At 66.2% G+C, this 18,258-nt stretch carries 15 protein-coding genes; 7 read left to right on the forward strand and 8 right to left on the reverse strand.

Going from position 1 to position 18,258, the window contains the following annotated elements:
- Positions 1-24: 24 nt before the first annotated feature.
- The 6 genes from ACQCSW_RS07770 to ACQCSW_RS07795 are packed head-to-tail and all read right to left on the reverse strand — an operon-like array spanning position 25 to position 6,044.
- On the reverse strand, positions 25-738 hold the full coding sequence (locus tag ACQCSW_RS07770) for a DUF4166 domain-containing protein (RefSeq protein WP_426990226.1): 714 nt from the start codon (positions 736-738) through the stop codon (positions 25-27).
- Positions 739-779: 41 nt separating this feature from the next.
- Positions 780-2,072 (reverse strand): DUF58 domain-containing protein, encoded by a 1,293-nt coding sequence (locus ACQCSW_RS07775; RefSeq protein ID WP_426990227.1) that lies wholly within the window; start codon positions 2,070-2,072, stop codon positions 780-782.
- Between the two features lie 10 nt (positions 2,073-2,082).
- On the reverse strand, positions 2,083-3,084 hold the full coding sequence (locus ACQCSW_RS07780; RefSeq protein ID WP_426990228.1) for an AAA family ATPase: 1,002 nt from the start codon (positions 3,082-3,084) through the stop codon (positions 2,083-2,085).
- Positions 3,081-4,316, reverse strand: a complete 1,236-nt coding sequence (locus tag ACQCSW_RS07785; RefSeq protein ID WP_426990229.1) for a DUF4350 domain-containing protein — start codon at positions 4,314-4,316, stop codon at positions 3,081-3,083. Before ACQCSW_RS07785 ends, ACQCSW_RS07780 begins: the two co-directional genes overlap by 4 nt.
- 14 nt (positions 4,317-4,330) lie before the next feature.
- Positions 4,331-4,987 (reverse strand): DUF4129 domain-containing protein, encoded by a 657-nt coding sequence (locus ACQCSW_RS07790; RefSeq protein WP_426990230.1) that lies wholly within the window; start codon positions 4,985-4,987, stop codon positions 4,331-4,333.
- Positions 4,977-6,044: a hypothetical protein gene (locus tag ACQCSW_RS07795; RefSeq protein ID WP_426990231.1), complete on the reverse strand. Its 1,068-nt coding sequence runs from the start codon at positions 6,042-6,044 to the stop codon at positions 4,977-4,979. The genes ACQCSW_RS07790 and ACQCSW_RS07795 overlap by 11 nt, the downstream gene beginning before the upstream one ends.
- A gap of 388 nt (positions 6,045-6,432) precedes the next feature.
- On the opposite strand from ACQCSW_RS07795, the gene mtrA reads away from it, so the two are divergent.
- From mtrA to secA, 7 genes are all read left to right on the forward strand, one after another.
- Positions 6,433-7,107, forward strand: a complete 675-nt coding sequence (mtrA, locus tag ACQCSW_RS07800; protein ID WP_111909273.1) for an MtrAB system response regulator MtrA — start codon at positions 6,433-6,435, stop codon at positions 7,105-7,107.
- Positions 7,079-9,001, forward strand: coding sequence for an MtrAB system histidine kinase MtrB (mtrB, locus tag ACQCSW_RS07805; protein WP_426990233.1), 1,923 nt, complete (start codon positions 7,079-7,081; stop codon positions 8,999-9,001). The genes mtrA and mtrB overlap by 29 nt, the downstream gene beginning before the upstream one ends.
- Positions 8,998-10,716 carry an LpqB family beta-propeller domain-containing protein gene (locus tag ACQCSW_RS07810; RefSeq protein ID WP_426990234.1) on the forward strand — a complete coding sequence of 573 codons (1,719 nt, stop codon included), beginning with the start codon at positions 8,998-9,000 and terminating at the stop codon, positions 10,714-10,716. The genes mtrB and ACQCSW_RS07810 overlap by 4 nt, the downstream gene beginning before the upstream one ends.
- Before the next feature lie 162 nt (positions 10,717-10,878).
- Positions 10,879-11,766 (forward strand): ComF family protein, encoded by an 888-nt coding sequence (locus ACQCSW_RS07815; protein WP_426990235.1) that lies wholly within the window; start codon positions 10,879-10,881, stop codon positions 11,764-11,766.
- Between the two features lie 144 nt (positions 11,767-11,910).
- Complete coding sequence (gene hpf, locus ACQCSW_RS07820) at positions 11,911-12,636, forward strand: ribosome hibernation-promoting factor, HPF/YfiA family (protein ID WP_426990236.1); 726 nt, start codon at positions 11,911-11,913, stop codon at positions 12,634-12,636.
- A 32-nt stretch (positions 12,637-12,668) separates the two neighbouring features.
- The gene (locus ACQCSW_RS07825; protein WP_426990237.1) at positions 12,669-13,934 is read left to right on the forward strand and encodes a winged helix-turn-helix domain-containing protein; all 1,266 of its coding nucleotides are present in this window, start codon (positions 12,669-12,671) and stop codon (positions 13,932-13,934) included.
- Positions 13,935-13,981: 47 nt separating this feature from the next.
- Positions 13,982-16,720, forward strand: coding sequence for a preprotein translocase subunit SecA (secA, locus tag ACQCSW_RS07830; protein ID WP_426990238.1), 2,739 nt, complete (start codon positions 13,982-13,984; stop codon positions 16,718-16,720).
- Between the two features lie 108 nt (positions 16,721-16,828).
- Here secA and ACQCSW_RS07835 read toward each other — a convergent pair whose 3' ends face one another.
- Positions 16,829-17,293, reverse strand: a complete 465-nt coding sequence (locus ACQCSW_RS07835) for an Rv3235 family protein (protein WP_354251271.1) — start codon at positions 17,291-17,293, stop codon at positions 16,829-16,831.
- A 43-nt stretch (positions 17,294-17,336) separates the two neighbouring features.
- Complete coding sequence (locus ACQCSW_RS07840; protein ID WP_426990239.1) at positions 17,337-18,170, reverse strand: LysM peptidoglycan-binding domain-containing protein; 834 nt, start codon at positions 18,168-18,170, stop codon at positions 17,337-17,339.
- Between the last annotated feature and the right edge of the window lie 88 nt (positions 18,171-18,258).

Genomic DNA, 18,258 nt, shown 5'->3' on the forward strand with positions numbered 1-18,258 from the left:
TGAGCGGACCTAGGGGCACGACTTCTACGTCCGGTTTTCCCAACGGTCCGGCTGGGCGTAGCGGGGCAGGAAGCTCTGCGCCGAACTGCCGCCAACGTAGGGGCGCAGGCGGTAGTCGAAACTGCCCGCATAGACCAGGATCAGCCCTATCTGCGGCTGGATGACCTTGACCTGGATCCGGTGCTGTCCATGCTCGCCGGCGGCGCCGTCCCACCACTGCTCGGCGTAGGCCTTGGCATCCACGGTGGCCGGCAGCGGCAGGCGGAGGGGGCCAAGGAACAGCCGGGACGCTTCGGAAACGCCGCGCAGCCTGCCTTCTTCCGTCACGCTGAGCTTGAGGTCGGTCACCATGCGCCGGAATCGGCCCAGGTAGTCCACCAGCCGCGGGCCGCCGTCGGAATCCACGAGGCTGGTAGTGTCCTGGAAAATCCGGAGGTGCCCGGGGAAACGGATTTCCCGCCGGGCAGTCAGGCTGGAGCGGCCGAACGGATCCTGGTGCGCATGGTTTTCAATCCGGAAGGGGATGCCTTCTCCGTAATCCGGGAAAAACGCGTCCTCCCCGGAGGTGAGCTTGAGCAGCGGCCGCAGCCACGCCTGCCGGCAGCCCACAACGTCGAACACGCCCTCCCCGGCGCCATAGTGCCCCGAGCCGGGCGCCAAGGAAAAGTACTCCTGCAGCTCAGGCTGCAGCCGGTGGAAGTCCTCGCCCAGGGCCTGCTGGTAAATAGGGACGTTCATCGTGACCTCCTGGACGGTACCGTCAGCGGCGCTGCAGTGATTCACAATCTACCGGCCGCCTTGAGCCTGATGTACATGTCGGCAAGCTGCGGCGGCAGCTGGTGTGGCTCCGCATCCACCACTTCCACCCCGTGGTGCCGGAGTTCGGCGCTGACCGCCGCCCGTTCCAGGAGTACGCGTTCAGCCGCTGCCGCCCGGAATACACCGGCGGCGTCCTCACGCTCGCGCAGCATCTGCCCGAGCATCGGATCACGGACGGCGGCCACCACCACAACGTGCTGCTGCGCGAGCTGCGCGGCCACGGGAATGAGCCCTTCTTCCGGGGCCCCGCCGTCCAACGCGGTCAGCAGCACTACCAGGGACCGGTGGGCGGAGACCGCACGGATCTGGCCCGGGAGGCTGGACCAGTCAAGCTCAATCAGTTCGGCCTCGAGGGGCGCCATCGCCTGCACCAGCTGCCCCAGGAGGTTGCCGGTGGTTGCGGAGCCGGCCCTGGCGCGCGGACGGCGGTCGTACGCCAGGAAGTCCACCCTGTCACCGCCACGCTCGGCCAGCACCGCCAGCAGCAGCGCCGCTTCGATGCCGGTATCCAGCCGGGGTTCGTCTTCGATCCTCGCCGCTGACGTGCGGGACGTATCCAGCATGATCACCACGCGCCGGTCGCGTTCCGGGCGCCAGGTGCGGACGACGACGGCGGACCGGCGGGCGGTGGCGCGCCAGTCGATGGACCGGACGTCGTCCCCGCGGACGTAGTCACGCAACGAGTCGAATTCGGTGCCGGCACCCCGGATCTGCACGGCGGCTTTGCCGTCGAGTTCGCGGAGTTTCCTGAGCTTCGACGGCAAGTGCCTGCGGGAATGGAACGGCGGCAGGACCCGCAGGATGCCAGGGCAGGCAAAGGTGCGCTGGCGTGCCGCGAGCCGGAGGGGTCCACGGGAGCGCACAGTGACGTGCCGGGCGGCCACGTCGCCGCGGCGGACCGGGTGGAGCCTGACGGTCATCCGGCGACTTTCCAGAGCGGGGACGTCCAGCTCCTGAACCGGATTCACGGCCCCGGCAGACGGCTGCCACGCGTCCCGGACCGTGGCGCGCAGGCGTCGCCGGCCACTGTTGCGCAGCGTGAGGACCGAAGCGGCCGTGCCGTGCAGCGTCACGTTGCCGGGTTCGGCGCGCGTGACGTCGATGGCCCGCGCGGAAGCAGCCAGGCAAAGGTCCAGGCAAAGGAGAGCAGCGAGTGCCAGGACCACGCCCAGGACCGTTCCCCAGCCAGGAAACAGCAGCACCGGCACCATGCCCAGCAGTGCCAGCAAGACGAACCGTCCGGAGAGTGCCATGTGCAAGCGATCAGCGGGGGACGGGGACGGACGCCAGGATGCTGCCCAAGACATCGTCCACACGGACCCCGTCCATCTGGGCATCAGGTTGCAGGGCCACCCTGTGGCGCAGGCACGGCAGCGCCAGTGCCTTGACGTCGTCGGGGGTGACGAAGCTGCGGCCGGACAGCCAGGCCCAGACGCGGGAGGTGTTAAGCAGTGCAGTCGCGCCGCGGGGTGAAACACCCAGCTGGAACGACGGCGCCTGCCTGGTTGCGCGCACCAGGTCCACGATGTAGCCGATGATTTCCGGTTCGACGGCAACGGTGGCCACAGCCTGCCGCGCCCGTTCGAGGTCCTCGGCGCCGGCCACCGCCCGGACACCGGCGGCAGCAAGATCCCGCGGATTGAAGCCGGCCGCGTGCCGCCGGATCACCTCAACCTCGTCAGTCCGGCCGGGCAGCGGCATGGTGAGCTTGAGCAGGAACCGGTCCAGCTGGGCTTCGGGCAGGGGATAGGTTCCCTCGTACTCCACCGGGTTCTGGGTTGCCGCCACCAGGAAGTTCACCGGCAGCGGCCTGGACACTCCGTCCACCGAGACCTGCCGCTCTTCCATGGCCTCCAACAGGGAGGCCTGCGTTTTCGGCGGCGTCCGGTTGATTTCGTCGGCCAGCAGGATGTTGGTGAAGACCGGCCCCTCGCGGAAACTGAATTCCGAGGTGTGCGAGTCATAGACCAGGGAGCCGGTGATGTCGCCGGGCATCAGGTCAGGCGTGAACTGTACGCGTTTGGTGTCCAGGCTCAGCGCGGCGGACAGCGCCCGCACTAAGAGTGTTTTGGCCACCCCGGGCACGCCTTCGAGGAGTACGTGACCCTGGGAGAGCAGCGCGATCAGGAGTCCCGTGACGGTGGCATCCTGGCCCACCACAGCCTTGGCAACCTCGTGGCGGACGTCCAGGAGTGCCTGCCGGGCGGGATCCAGCGTCTGCGGGGAAGAATCCATGATCTGCGGGGCGCCGTACGGTTCGTTCATCGGGTCCTGACCTCGTTCTCTAGTTTGTCCAGTTCCTGTGACCATTGCACCAGCCTGGTTGTGGTCCTGGGGCGTTCCTGGATCAGGCCGCTGATATCGGTGGCCGGCCGGCCCAGGTGCCGGGCCGCTGCCTGCACGACGTCGTCAGCAGTGGCCTGGGATCCCAGTCGAAGGGCTTGCGCCAGACGAACCAGGGTGCCCGCCCGAAGGTTGTCCCGCGCCCGGTCCAGTGCGTGGGAATCCTGATAGAGGCGGGCACGGCCTTCGGCGGTCTCCACGGCCTTGACCACCACGGGGAGTGGTTCAAAGACGAGCGGGCCCAGGCGGCGCCCCCGCCACACGATGGCCAGCACGGCCACAAAGACCAGCCACGGCCCCAGGAAAGCCACCCAGTCAGGGGCGAGGTCATCCAGTGTCTGTGTTGACTCCGTAGCGGCCGCGTCGCCCAGCCCGGGGAGGTACCAGACAAGGTCCCCTGAGCTGCCCAACGTCCGCAGGGCCAGCGCGGCATGGCCGTGTTCGGCAAGCCCGCCGTTGCTGATGAGCGCGGTGCTGCCCAGGACCGTCAGGCCGCCGTCGTCCGTGCCGGCAAGCAGCCCGGCGGCGCTTCCCTGCGGGCGGTAGCACACCGTGCCGCCGTCGTACAGGAAGCCGCCGGTGCCGGAGACAGGACCCGCCGCCGCAGGATCGCTGAGACTGCAGCCCGGTTCCAGGAGTGGCGAGGACTCCGGCACCACGCCGGCCTGGCTGATGCCGGCATTGAAAGCCTTCAGCGTGCCCAGCCGCGGCGTCACCAGCACCACCCTTCCCGCGCTGGCTGTCAGCTCTTGCAACCGGGCTTGGTCCAGGAAGCCGCTCCGGTCGTACAGGAGGAGGGTGGCACCTGGCCTGTCCAACAGTGCCTCCGCGGCGGCGTCGAAGGATCCAACATTCTTGACCGCGACTCCGTGGCGGCCTAGTATCTCGCTGACCGCCCTGGCGCCGTTCGGGCCGGCGTTGTGTACGGATAAGGGCAAGGAATCGCCCTTTGGCGCGAGCTGGCTGGAAATGACCACCGCCAGTCCGACGGCGGCCGCCGCACTGATCGCTGCCTTGCCGCGGTGCCGCCGGAGCCAGGAACCCGCACCGGACCCGGCATCGGACCGGAGGGTAGGGACGGAATCCGGCTGCGCCTCCGGTGCACCCGGGGTCAGGAGATTGGGCGTCAGACTATCCGGCGAAGGGTTCTGCATCGTGGGACTCTGCGTCATCTCGGAACCGCCGGTTCGCCACGTTCAGCGGGCAGGGCAGCGCTCGCCGGTGTGAGCGACTGCAGGGCGATATCCAGCTCGCGCACAGCGGCATAGTTAGCCTGGCCGGCGGACTCATTTCCGTAGCGGATCCCGTCGAAAGTCCGCGCAGTTTCCGTCAGACGGCCGGCCTCGGACGGAAACGGTGTGGCCAGTTCGTGTGCCACCTCGTCGGCGGTCCGGCCCGGCCGCGCGTCGAGCACAGCTCTGTCCTCGGCCGTGCGCACCAGCGCCCGGAAACAGTCCACGACGGCGGCACTCAAGTCGCCGGCGGCGGCTTCGGCCGCCGCGCGCCCGCGGTAGGTCGCGGCACTGACTGTTGCGTCGGCGTCGAACACGTCTCCGGCCCGCGTGGCCTTCGCGTTGAGGCGCGGGCGAGCCAGGATGACCGCGGCGCCGATCAGCACGGCGATGGCCACACCGATCCACGGCGCCGCCACTGTGCTGTCCGGGCCGGAGCCGCCGTCCAGGGACCGCAGCCAGTCCAGGATGTCCGCCCACACGCTGTCCAGCCAGCTGGGGGCCGCGTCACGGTATTCCGGCTTGGCAAGTTCTTCTTCGGCCCAGCGGCGGGCCTCGTCGCGGCCAGGGAGGACCGGTGGTTCAGCGGCCATCGGGCCATGCCCCGCCGGCCGGTGCCCCGTAGGGCGGCCGCGGATTTTGGCCGGGTCCTGCCCGGTAGACCGGGACGCCGCGGCCCGGGACGCCGTCGGGATCCGCGCCAGACTCCAGTAGCCGGAGCAGAGAGATATCCAGTCCGTCCCGGCGCATCCTGAGGTCAAGGTAGAGCAGCGCCATCACGGAGGTCTGGAAGGCGAATCCCACCGCTCCAACCACCGCACCGACGATGGCGGTGGCCACGCCCGCCACCACGGCCGCAGTAATCGCCTGGTCGGCACCGCCGTGGGGTGAGACCACGCCGGTGTAAAAGCCTGAGAGAAGCGAGACCGGTATGGTGACTATCTGGGCGATGACCCCCACCATGATGCCCACCACGAGCGTGATGCCCAGGAGCCTCCACCAGCTGTTACGCGTGAGTTCCCAGGAGCGGCGTATGCCGGCCACCGCCGCGAGCTCCTCCACCACGACGGCGGCCGGCGCCACCATGAGCTTGATGTAGATCCACACGTACAGCACAAAGCACACCAGCCCCAGCGGGATCAGGATCAGGGCGCCCACTCCACCCACCGTGCTGACCAGCAGCACGGCCAGCGCCACAAACAGCAGCGTCACCAGGAGCCCGCCGCCAACCAGCAGCGCCGCGAGGCGGATCAGTGCCCCCGCGCGGGACCGCGTCAGGGACCACATCTGCCTGAAGCCGGTAGTGCGGTTGAGGACAGACCTGGCTACCGGAACCACCATGGCGCCCTGAAGCACCGCCGACAGAAAAACGGTCAGCACCGAGACGAGCACGACGCCGGACGCGAAGGTGAGCACCACCGGGACCAGGTCCTGCTCTGTCAGGCCCTCCGCCCAGGTCTCCAGCGACGCCGCGGACGTGGCGGAAAATGCCGTGAGGACTGCCGTCAGCACTGCGGCGAGCGTCTGCGCCAGCAGCGCGGCGCCCAGCATGGCCTTGGCATTGCGCCGGATCGCCTGGAATGAGCCGTCCAGGATCTCGCCGAACAACAGCGGGCGCAGGGGAATGATGCCGGGTTTGGGCGGGGCCACGTAAAGGGGCTGCTGGTAGGGCGGCGGAGCGCCGTAAGGGTTGTGCGGGGGAATGCCCCAGGCCGGCGGGCCACCCGGGGGTGGGCCCCACACCGGCTGGCCGCCCCAAGGCGCCTGTGCCGGGCCGGGCTGCGGCCCCCACGGAGGCTGTTCCCTCGGAGCCTGATTCCAGGGAGGTTGGCTCCCGGGAGACTGGCCCCTCCCAGCCTCCCCGGCAGGATGCGGCTGCTGCATGTTCGGATCCTGGTGTGGCACCGTGTTCCTTCCCCCGTGCGGGACTGTCCGCGTCCTGCCAGCCTATAGTTCCGGCGTCGGGCGTCATAGCGTGGCGCCATGCCGTAAGGCCGTTCAACAGGACAAACCCTGTTCAATAAGGGAACATATAGCTATGAAGGCACGCATTCTGGTAGTTGACGATGACGAAGCGCTGGCCGAAATGATTGGGATTGTTCTGCGCAATGACGGCTTTGAGCCCGTCTTTTGCGCTGACGGCGGCCAGGCGCTGGATATTTTCCGTTCATCGAAGCCGGACCTCGTGCTGCTTGACCTGATGCTTCCCGGCGTGGACGGCATCGAGGTCTGCCGGCAGATCCGCTCCGAATCGGACGTGCCCATCGTGATGCTCACCGCCAAGTCGGATACGTCCGACGTCGTCCGCGGCCTTGAGTCCGGCGCAGACGACTACGTACCCAAGCCTTTCAAACCCGCCGAACTGGTGGCACGCGTGCGTGCCCGCTTGCGGCCCGGCGACCAGAAGGCGCCTGAAACGCTGCGGATCGCAGACATCACCATCGACGTGGCCGGCCACACCGTGAAGCGTGTCGATGAGCGGATTTCCCTGACGCCCCTGGAATTTGACCTTCTCGTGGCCCTGGCGAGGAAGCCATGGCAGGTGTTCACCCGCGAGCTGCTGCTGGAGCAGGTCTGGGGCTACCGCCACGCGGCGGACACCCGGCTGGTCAACGTCCACGTCCAGCGCCTCCGGTCAAAAATTGAGCGGGATCCGGAAGCTCCCGAAGTTGTATTGACGGTTCGTGGTGTCGGCTACAAAGCAGGTTCCTGAGCCCTCAGGACCAGAAGCGCACCGCGCCCCGGACCTTCACGCAGCCAAGGGCCCGGAGCATACTGATGCACTGCCGGCTGAGCTGGCATCGCTGCCGTTCCGGGCACGGATCTGGCGGCGCCGTGGGGTAATCGTGGGGCTACGGGTGGGCCGTCTTGTCCAGATGGGCGTGACCCGGTTCATCCCTGCGGTCCGCTTTGCCGGGCTGTCCCTGCGGCGGCGCTGGCGCCGGTCCCTGCAGTTCCGGACCGTCCTCACCACCCTGCTGTTGGCCGTGACATCCTTTGGCGCCGTGGGCGCCTACCTGTCCAACCAGATCGCCAACAACCTGTTCCAGGAACGCCTTACGCAGGCCGAATCCGAAACCCGTTACTACGTCAAGCAGGTCCAGGAGACGTTCGACGGCGCCCAGGTCACCGACCAGTCCAGCGTCATCACCCTCGTCTACGACACCTTGAACGCGGTGGAGGGGCGCGGCTCCGTGATCCAGCGGCGGTACGTCTTTGAGGCCATGCCCGAACAGACCAAACCCCGGAACCGCTGGGTGGAGTCCCGGGCGTCCGACCAACTGACCGTCAGCGTCATCCCGCCTGGACTCCGCACGGCGGTCCAGGAAACGGGCAAGGACCAGTACTGGGCATCCACCATTATCCCGGTGGGAACCGAGGACAGGCCCGGCATCGCCGTAGGCAACAAGGTGACATTCAACGGCACAGTGTACGAGCTCTACCTGATTTATGACGTCAACACTGCCCAGCAGACGCTCGACGAAATCCAGGGCGTCCTTCTGGCCGGCGGTGCAGTGCTGGTGCTGATGATCGGGGCCATCGCCTGGTACGTCACCCGCAACGTGGTCAGCCCGGTCAGCCACGCTGCCCTGGTGTCGGAGAAGCTCGCGGCGGGCCAATTGCAGGAGCGCATGGTGGTCAAAGGCGAAGACGAGGTGGCCCGACTCGGGGCATCGTTCAACCACATGGCCGCCAGTCTCCAGGAGCAGATCACCAAGCTGGCCATGTTGTCCCAGATGCAGCAGCGGTTTGTCTCCGATGTCTCCCACGAGCTCCGCACGCCACTGACCACGGTGCGAATGGCCGCGGAAGTGCTGTACGACGCACGCCACGACTTCGACCCCATCAACAAGCGCTCCGCCGAACTCCTGTACAACCAGGTGGAGAGGTTCCAGTCGCTGCTGGCCGACCTGCTTGAGATCTCCCGTTTCGACGCCGGCGTGGCCATGCTCGACGCCGAGCCCGAGGACATCCTGCAGGTGATCGCCCACGTCATTGACGGAGCAGCGCCTGTCGCGGCCGAGTACGGCTCGGAGATCATTCTCCGGGCGCCAGCCGAGGGAATTGTTGCGGAAATGGACGCCAGGAGAATCGACAGGATCCTGCGGAACCTCATTCTGAATGCGGTGGAGCACGGCGAAGGCCGGCCGGTCACGGTGACTGTTGCGGCTAACCAGTCAGCGGTGGGCGTTGCTGTCCGGGACCAGGGGATCGGCATGACTCCGGCCGAAGCCGCCCGGGTCTTTGACCGGTTCTGGCGTGCGGATCCGGCCCGGGCCCGCACCACCGGAGGCAGCGGCCTGGGCCTGTCCATCGCGATGGAGGACACCAAGCTCCATAACGGCTGGCTGCAGGCATGGGGAAACAAGGGCAGAGGGGCCAACTTCCGGCTGACCATTCCCTTGCGCCAGGGCGAGGAGATCGACCGCTCACCCGTGCAGCTTGAACCGGAGGACATCATCCTCCCCGACGTGCCACATGCGAAGAACGTGCTGGTCCTGGGGCCTGGCCCCACCGGGGAGTCCGGTTCCACCGCTGGCGGGCGTGGCCAGGGCGCCGGGCGCGCACCGGCCGGGACAGCCGCGACACCGAAGGAGTCTTCATGACGGGAGCAAAAGTGCGGGCAATGCTGAAGCGGAGCGTTGTGCTGCTCGTCGTTGTCCTGGTGCTGGCCTCGTGCGCGCGCATTCCCACGGCCGGGCCGGTGGGGAAGAGCGCGGAAGGCAGCGCCGGAAACGTCAATGCACCGGTGTTCCTCCCGGCCGCGCCCCAGCCCGGCGCTACACCGGAAAACATCATTGATTACTTCTACCGTGCCGGTACCGGATACGAGGGTGACTACGCGGTGGCCCGCGAATACCTGACGCAGGCAGCGTCAGTGTCTTGGAAACCCGACCAGCGCGCGCTGGTGTACCGAGAGGCGAAAGTGGTGGGCACCGGCGTCGACAACGTCTACAACTACCAGCTGGACGTTGCCTACAGCGTGGATGTTGACGGCATCGCCACCCAGATGCCCGAAGGCACCATCGAGAACATTCCGGCCACGCTCACCCAGGTGGACGGCGAATGGCGGATCTCAGCCATCCCCGACGGAACAGCAATCCCGGAGGAAACCTTCAAGGTCATCTACGGCGCCTACCCCATCTACTTCTACGATCCCAGCTTCACTTATGCCGTGCCCGACGTCCGCTGGTTCATCAAGAACAAGACCGTCAAAGCAATGACCAGCGCCCTGCTTGCCGGCCCCGCGCCGTACCTTCGGGGCGCGGTAGTGAGCGCCTTCCCGTCCGGCATCAAACTTGCCCGCGAATCGGTTCCGGTGGTGTCCGGAGCCGCTCAGGTGGACCTCACCGCCAAGGAACTCACTGAGGCATCCACTGAGGACAGGCTCCGGATGCAGACGCAGCTATCACTCACGTTCCGCAGCCAGCCCGACGTCGTTAATGTGGAGCTGCACGCCAACCAGGACCTGGTCCGGGTCGAAGACAACGGCTCAGTGCTGCCCCCGGTGCGGGACAAAAACGTGCCGGTCCGCGAGATCGCCGTCAGCGGCAATGAGCTGGTTCGCTACGAGAACAACAGGGTGTCCCCGCTGCCGGATATGCAGCCTGTTTCCTCGCTCGGGCCCCGCTACCCGGCGGAATCTCCCGTGTCCCAGACCGTTGCTTTCCTCAACGAAAGCCGGACGACGCTCTACAGCATGGTGACGGGACAGCCCGCTCGGGCGCTGACAACGCGCAGCACTATCACGCACCCTTCCTTCAGTCTTTATGACTGGGTGTGGGCCGCAGGGCCGGGAGCAACCGGCGGTACGGAGGTGGTCGCCTATCGGCCCATCGGTGTGGCCGAAGGTGCCGCTGTTCCCACCGTTACCCTCACACCGTCCTGGCTGGCCGGACGGACCGTCAAGGAGCTGAGGATCTCCCGCGAGGGTGTCCGGGCGCTGGTCATTTCGGAACAGAACGGCAAGACGAACGTGCAGATTGCCGGGATCATCCGGAACGCCGACGGGACTCCCCGGGAACTGACTGCGCCGATCACCCTGGTGGCTTCCGGTGATCCGGACCAGGGAGTCTGGGTGAACGACACAACAGTTGGCGTGATGAAAGCATCCGCAGGCTCGAACGTCACGCCTGAGCTACTGTCCCTCACATCCGGACAACCCCAGCAGTTGGCGCCCTGGCCCGGCCTGGTCCGGCTCAGTGCCGGCAACGGGCTGGAGGAAATCTACGGCCAGTCGGCCGAGGGCATCTTCCAGCGGCTGGGCAACGGCTGGTCGCCCCAGCTAAAGGGTCCCATCGACCCCTCATTCCCCGGCTAGCGTGCTATCCACATAGCGCGGGCTGAGGGTTCCGGGGCCGCGGCCGGGAAGCCATCATGGGGTGTGACCGAAATTCAGCCCGCACCTCGCCCTGCGCGCCACCCTCCTGCGCGCCACTCCGGCGGCCGCGCCGGGGGTAGCCTGGCCAGAGGTGTGGCAAGCATGGATCCGGACCTCCTGCCGCCTCCGCTGCAGTCCGCCAAGCATCGCGGCGGCCACCGCCGCCGCTGGCTGCGGGCCGCCGACCAGATGGGCGCCGCCGCCGCGGAGCTGCTGGCACTTGCCGTTCCCGTGGACTGCGTCTGCTGCGGTGCGGAGGACCTGGCCCTGTGCGTCGCGTGCGAACGCCAGGTCCGCCTGCTGACCAGGCACCCGTTCCGGGCAGAGGAGCAAGCCCCGGCCCTGATGAAGGTCGACGGCGGCCTGATCCTTCCCGTGGTGGCGGCCGGGGTGTACCGCGAGGAGTTGGCGCAGGCCGTGCTGTCGTTCAAGAGCCATGGCCAGCACCAGCTCACGTCAGTCCTCGCGCGGGGACTGGGACAGGGCATTGCCGCGGCCCTGGCCGGCGTCGACGGCGTCTGCCTGGTTCCGGTGCCCAGCAGTACGGCCGGCTACGTCAAGAGGGGGTTCAGTCCGGTCCACCTCCTGCTCGCAGAGTTGCGGCGGGGGACCATCATTCCCGGAACCCCGGTGGTTGACGTGATCCGGAAATCCCGGCGCCGCGCCGCACTGGAGCGGCTGCCTGGAGGCCAAAAGGGACTCGGCCGCGGTGCCCGGGCGAGCCGGGTCAGGGGGTCCATGAAGGTCCCGGGACGCCAGCGCGCGCGGGTGGCCGGCCGCCGCTGCATCATTGTCGACGACGTCCTCACCACCGGGGCCACACTCGCGGAAGCAGCCCGCGCTCTCCACCTCAGCGGCGCCGTGGTGGTGGGGGCGGTGGTCCTCGCCGCGACACGCCCGCCCGATTCAGCTGGCGGCGAATCGCCCGGCCCGGGAGCTGGCGGAAAGCTGCCCGTCTTAGAAAAAAATAAACGAAGAAAGGATGAATAACAGTTGGCTATGAACTAACGTCGGTTATGGGTACCAAGAACAAGTTGTACCTTTCGATAGCGGCTCGGAAAGGGGCTCGACTGTCAAGCAGATCGGCCTTGGGATGTGCCGCCGTCGTGTCACCGAAGTCATTTGGAGGGCACCATGGAGTTTATGATCAGCGGACGAAATCTGACGGTCTCAGACCGCTTCCGCGAATACGCCGGTGAGAAGATCTCGAAGATCGAGTCACTTGGCGACAAGGTCCAACGGGTTGACGCGAAGGTTTCCAAGGAAACGAATGCACGCCAGACCGGCGACCAGCTCACCGTTGAAGTGACAGTCCTGGGCCGGGGACCCGTAATCCGTGCCGAAGCCAGCGCCGCAGACAAATTCGCTGCATTCGATCTCGCCTACACCAAACTGCTTGAACGTCTCCGCCGCGCCAAGGACCGCAAGAAGGTCCACCACGGGCGCCACACCCCCAAGGCAGTACGTGAGGCCACCGCGGCATTGGAGCCTGCAAGCGCCAGTGAACCCATATACGTCGAGGCGAGCCATCGCAGCGAACCCCAGACGCCGCCCGTTGAACGATCGCCCTACGAGGTCGAGAACGACATTCCGGCAGGGGACTCCCCAGTGCTGATCCGGCGCAAAGTCTTCCCCGCGGCCTCCCTCACCCTTGACGATGCTGTGGACAACATGGAGCTCGTAGGCCACGATTTCTACCTGTTTGTGGACAAAGCCACCAACACGCCCTCGGTCGTCTACAGGCGCCGTGGCTGGACGTACGGGGTGATCACCCTGGACCACGAATGCGAACCGGGGGACACAGCCGTCGAAGAAAAGATCCTCGCCTACCGCTCCGATGACGAGGCTGCAAAAGTCTAGGGTGGCTCACGCCCCTCAATGAAAGGACTGATGTGCCAGCGACGCTGAGCCTTAATCAGGCCCGGCGGATCGCCTTGGCAGCTCAGGGACTCGACAAAGGACGGCCCGCCGGCCCCGTGACCTCACGGACGGTGGGCCGTACCTTTGCCCGGATCCAGCTTGTCCAGATCGATTCCGTCAACGTGTTGTCCCGCAGTCACTTTCTGCCCTTCTTTTCAAGGCTCGGCAACTACGACCGCACCATTCTTCAGCGGATGGCCAGCTCGCCTCCCAGACGAATGATGGAGTACTGGGCGCACGAGGCCAGCTTCATCCGGCCCGAGCACTTCCAGGACCTCCTCTTGTGGCAGAAACGCACGTGGGTGGGTGCGTCAGCCATGGACCCGGAGCTGCGCGGCGCGGTGGCCGGAAAGATCCTCGACGCCCTCGCCGCCGGGCGGCCCCTGACAGCGGTGGAACTGACGGCGAACATCGGGCACGTGGAGGACCGGCGGGACGACAACTGGGGATGGAACTGGAACGCCGTCAAACGCGTGCTTGAAGATCTGTTCGAGGCCGGCATCATTTCCGCGGCGTCCAGAACCGAACAGTTCGAGCGAAAGTACACGCTGACGGCCAGGGTGCTGCCGCGCCGGCCGGCACTAGAAGCCACCCCGGACCCTGTTGAGGCCATGCATCGGCTCATCGATGCGGCCGCGCAAGCCCATGGCATCGGAACCGTGAAGTGTTTCGCGGACTACTTCCGTACACCGGTCAAGGCGGCTGCCGCGTCGGTGGACCATCTGGCCAGCATAGGGAGGCTGGAGCCGGTGGCTGTCGCAGGCTGGGACCGAAAGGTATACCTCCATGCCGACGCCACCATGCCGCGGCGGGCGGCAGGGCGGGCCTTGGTCAGTCCCTTTGACTCCCTGGTCTTCGAGCGGCGCCGGCTTGAGGAGCTCTTCGGGTTCCACTACCGCATCGAGATTTACACGCCCGCGCACCTCCGGCGCTTCGGGTATTACGTCCTGCCCTTTCTCTTGGGCGACACCATCGTGGCGCGGGTGGACCTTAAAGCTGACCGTGCAGCCGGAAAACTGCTGGTCAGGTCCGCCTACGGTGAGCCGGACGCACCGCCAGGGACCGCCGTCGAACTCGCAGCCGAGCTGGAACTGATGGCCGAGTGGCTGGAGCTGGAGGACATTGTGGTCAGCCCGGCCGGGGACCTGGCGGAGTCCCTCGCGGGCGCCCTGCGTCACCGCGCCGGCCCGCTCCGCTCTCAGGGAACACCGGCCACGTGGCCGGTGTCTCTCCCGTAGACTAAAAACGCCAGAATTCGGCAGCATAAGACTGGGAGTATCTTCACGTGGCATCACTTATCGAAAAACTTCTCCGCACGGGTGACAAAAAAACCCTGCGGCAACTTCGGAACTATGCCGACTCCATCAATGCGCTCGAAGACTCGTTCAAAACCTTTACGGATGCTGAGCTCCGCGAGGAAACTGACCACCTCCGCGCCCGCCACCAGGACGGCGAACAACTGGACGATCTCCTCCCGGAGGCCTTCGCCGCCGTGCGCGAGGCCTCGTCCCGCACCCTGGGCATGCGTCACTTTGACGTCCAGCTCATGGGTGGCGCCGCACTCCACCTGGGCAATATCGCCGAAATGAAGACCGGCGAGGGCAAGACCCTCGTGGCCACCGCGCCCGCCTACCTTAATGCCCTCACCGGCAATGGCGTCCACGTCATCACGGTGAACGACTACCTTGCCGAATACCAGTCAGACCTCATGGGCCGGGTCTACCGCTTCCTTGGCCTGACCAGCGGTTGCATCCTGTCCAACCAGGATCCCGCGGTGCGCCGGCAGCAATACGCCGCGGACATCACCTACGGCACCAACAACGAATTCGGCTTTGACTACCTGCGCGACAACATGGCGTGGGACCAATCAGAACTGGTCCAGCGCGGCCACAACTTCGCCATTGTTGACGAGGTCGACTCCATCCTCATCGACGAAGCCCGCACGCCCCTCATCATTTCCGGCCCTGCCCAGGGCGACACCAACCGGTGGTACAGCGAATTTTCCAAGATGGTGCAGCGCCTGAAGGCCGGCGAGGACTACGAGGCGGACGAGAAGAAGCGCACCGTCGGCGTCCTTGAGAGCGGCATCGAAAAGGTGGAGGACTACCTGGGCATCCAGAACCTCTATGAATCCGCGAACACTCCGCTCATCGGGTTCCTGAACAACGCCATCAAGGCCAAGGAACTGTTCAAGCGGGACAAGGACTACGTCATCCTCGACGGCGAAGTGCTGATCGTTGACGAACACACCGGCCGCATCCTGGCCGGACGCCGCTACAACGAGGGTATGCACCAGGCCATCGAGGCCAAGGAAGCCGTGGAGATCAAGGCCGAAAACCAGACCCTGGCCACCGTGACGCTCCAGAACTACTTCCGGATGTACTCCAAACTGGCAGGCATGACCGGCACGGCCGAGACTGAGGCCGCCGAGTTCATGGGCACGTACAAGCTCGGCGTGGTGGCCATCCCCACCAACCGGGACATGCAGCGTCTCGACCAGTCGGACCTGGTGTTCAAGAACGAAAAGGTGAAGTTCGACGCCGTCGTGAAGGACATTGCCGAGCGTCACGAAGAGGGCCAGCCGATCCTTGTGGGCACCACGAGTGTCGAAAAGAGCGAATACCTCTCCGGGCTGCTCGCCAAGGAGGGCATCCGGCACGAAGTCCTGAACGCCAAGAACCACGCCCGTGAAGCGGCCATCGTTGCGCAGGCCGGACGCAAGGCTGCTGTCACGGTGGCCACCAACATGGCAGGCCGAGGCACTGACATCATGCTGGGCGGCAACGCCGAATTCACCGCGGTGGCCGACCTGGCCAAGCGCGGGCTGGACCCGGAAGAGAATTCCGAAGAGTACGAGGCCGCATGGCCGGCTGCCCTGGAGGCGGCCAAGCAGTCCGTGAAGGACGAACACGAGGAAGTGCTGGACCTCGGCGGGCTGTATGTCCTGGGAACTGAGCGGCACGAATCCCGCCGCATCGACAACCAGCTCCGTGGCCGTTCCGGCCGCCAGGGCGACCCCGGCGAATCACGCTTCTACCTCTCCCTGACCGATGACCTGATGCGGCTCTTCAACTCAGGCGCTGCCGAACGGCTGATGAACAGTTCCGTCCCGGATGATGTGGCCTTGGAATCGAAACTCGTCTCGCGGGCCATCGCGTCTGCGCAGGGCCAGGTTGAAGGCCGCAACGCCGAGCAGCGCAAGAATGTCCTCAAGTACGACGACGTCCTCAACCGCCAGCGCGAAGCCATCTACGGTGACCGCCGCCGGATCCTCGAAGGTGACGACCTGCACGAGAAGGTCCAGTTCTTTGTGGAGGACACCATCACCGCCCTGATCGACTCCGCCACGGCCGAAGGCAATGGCGACGATTGGGACTACACCCAGCTGTGGACCAACCTGAAGACGCTCTACCCCGTCAGCGTCACAGCGGAAGAGATCATCGAGGAAGCCGGTGGCAAGTCCAAGCTCACTGTTGAATTCCTTAAGGAGGAACTGCTCTCCGACGCCCGCGTGGTCTACCAGACCCGGGAGGAGACCATCGGCGCAGAGAGCATGCGTGAGCTGGAACGCCGCGTGGTGCTGTCCGTCATCGGGCGTAAGTGGCAGGAACACCTCTACGAGATGGACTACCTCAAGGAAGGCATCGGCCTGCGCGCCATGGCACAGCGTGACCCGCTGGTGGAATACCAGCGGGAGGGCTTCACCATGTTCCAGAGCATGATGGAGGCCATCCGCGAGGAAAGCGTCGGTTTCCTGTTCAACCTTGAAGTTGAGGTGACCCCGGCCCAGGATGTGGTGGTGGCCGACGCAGCAGGTGGCCACACCGAGCATGTCGAGCCGCAGATCCATGCGGCCGGCCTGGAGGCTCCGGAGAAGCCCGCCCAGCTGCAGTACACCGCACCCGGCGAGGACGGCGCATCCCAGACCCGGGTGGAGGGCCGTGTTTCATCACGGTCCGGAAATCCCGCCAAGGCTGCAGCGCAGGACGCCACCAAGCGTCCGGCCAAGAAAAAGCGCCGCTGACAGCAGGGATCGAGGCTGATCAGCCATAGGTTGACACTGAAATAGATCGACACTGGAAGTGCCCGGAGCCTCAGCTCCGGGCACTTCTGCATTCGGGGGGCAAACGGTTCAGCCGACCATAAACTCAGTTACCCGCCAGACCTGTTTGCTGCGTTCAAGCCGGACCGCCACAGCGCGTGCGCGGACATCGTCAACCACCACGGCGCTTGCCTCATAAATGCCCGGGGCGACCGGGCAGGCGCGGACAGAGCGCACCATGGAGTTCTTGTGCAGCCGGGCCAGGGATGGGGAGGCGGAGCGCGCCTGTTCGCGGCGGATCAGGGCCGCACGGTGCTGCAGCACGGCGAGGCAGCGCGGATCCAGACGGCGGGCGAGCTGGTGAATCGGCCTGATGCCGGCGAGGACTTCCATAGCCGCCTGCACTGTGCTGCGGGTGATCGCCAGGATTTCGGAGGTCTCGTCTGCCGCACGCAGCGGCGCGACCGGTGCGGTAGTGCGCAGAGGAACCTGGCGGACTGCTGCCGCGCGGCCCGGGTTAACCGTGGCGGAGCGGATTGGCGTAACTGCATACATGTGATTCCCCTTAGTCGTGAGCTGATGAATGTCGGAACGTCGGCTAGGCCGTGGACGGTGCTTTCAAAATCTGCCCGGGCAGCAGGACGTGCGGGCTTTCGCCGATCTGGGATTTGTTGGCCTCGTACCAGCGAGGCCAGTGCAGGGCGACGTCCACATCCGAAGCCGACGGGCCCAAGTAGCGGGATGCGATGTCCCACAGTGTGTCGCCTGCCAGCACCGTGACCTCACTCAATGCCGGAGGCGTACCCTGTTCCGCCCGGACGGGCCGGGCCGCCATCAGGCCGGGGTCCGGGACCGGCGGGCTGGGACGCCAGTCGGGCCGGACTGCAGCCGCAGGAGCTTGGGTGGTCTGTTCTCCTGTGTCCGCGGGGACTTTGCCCTCTGCTTCCGGGAGCTGCCGGTGGCCGTTTGCGGGGGACCACTGGGCCTGGATGGCTACGCCGTGGACCGGTACGTCCTGGACGGCCGCTTCCTGCGTCGGTACCCAGGCGGGTCCGGCCGGTGGGACGGCTGCGTGAGCCAACGGTGCCGACAGTAGCTGCACAGATAGTGCGGCCACAGCGAGCCGGCGCATGAATGCCGGGCAGCACTTGCCTGCCCTGTCGGCGGCCCGCCGCCTGCCGGACCTGTCCAGGACGGCGGCCGCTGACGCTAAAATCATCGAGAAGATCCACCACGCCACGATGGCCAGCCCCACGGCAACAGCCACGGCACCAAGAAGGTCATCGACGTCCGGGCCTTGCCGGCGGGCTGTGGAGAGTTGCCACCGATCCACCATGCCCCCGCCGGCAATGCAGAGGAAGAATCCCAACAGGAGGATGGACGCTGCCATGACTGCGTCTGCGCGGAGCCCCCGTGCTGTGCCTGCCGTCATCGTGTTCCTAACTCGCGTTTGATGCAGTTTGATGCAGTTTGATGAATCTAGGACCAGTTTGACGCAACTGTGCTGGATTTGTCCAGAG

Origin of the sequence: Pseudarthrobacter sp. Y6 (assembly GCF_050156205.1) — a bacterium.
Taxonomy (GTDB): Bacteria; Actinomycetota; Actinomycetes; order Actinomycetales; family Micrococcaceae; genus Arthrobacter.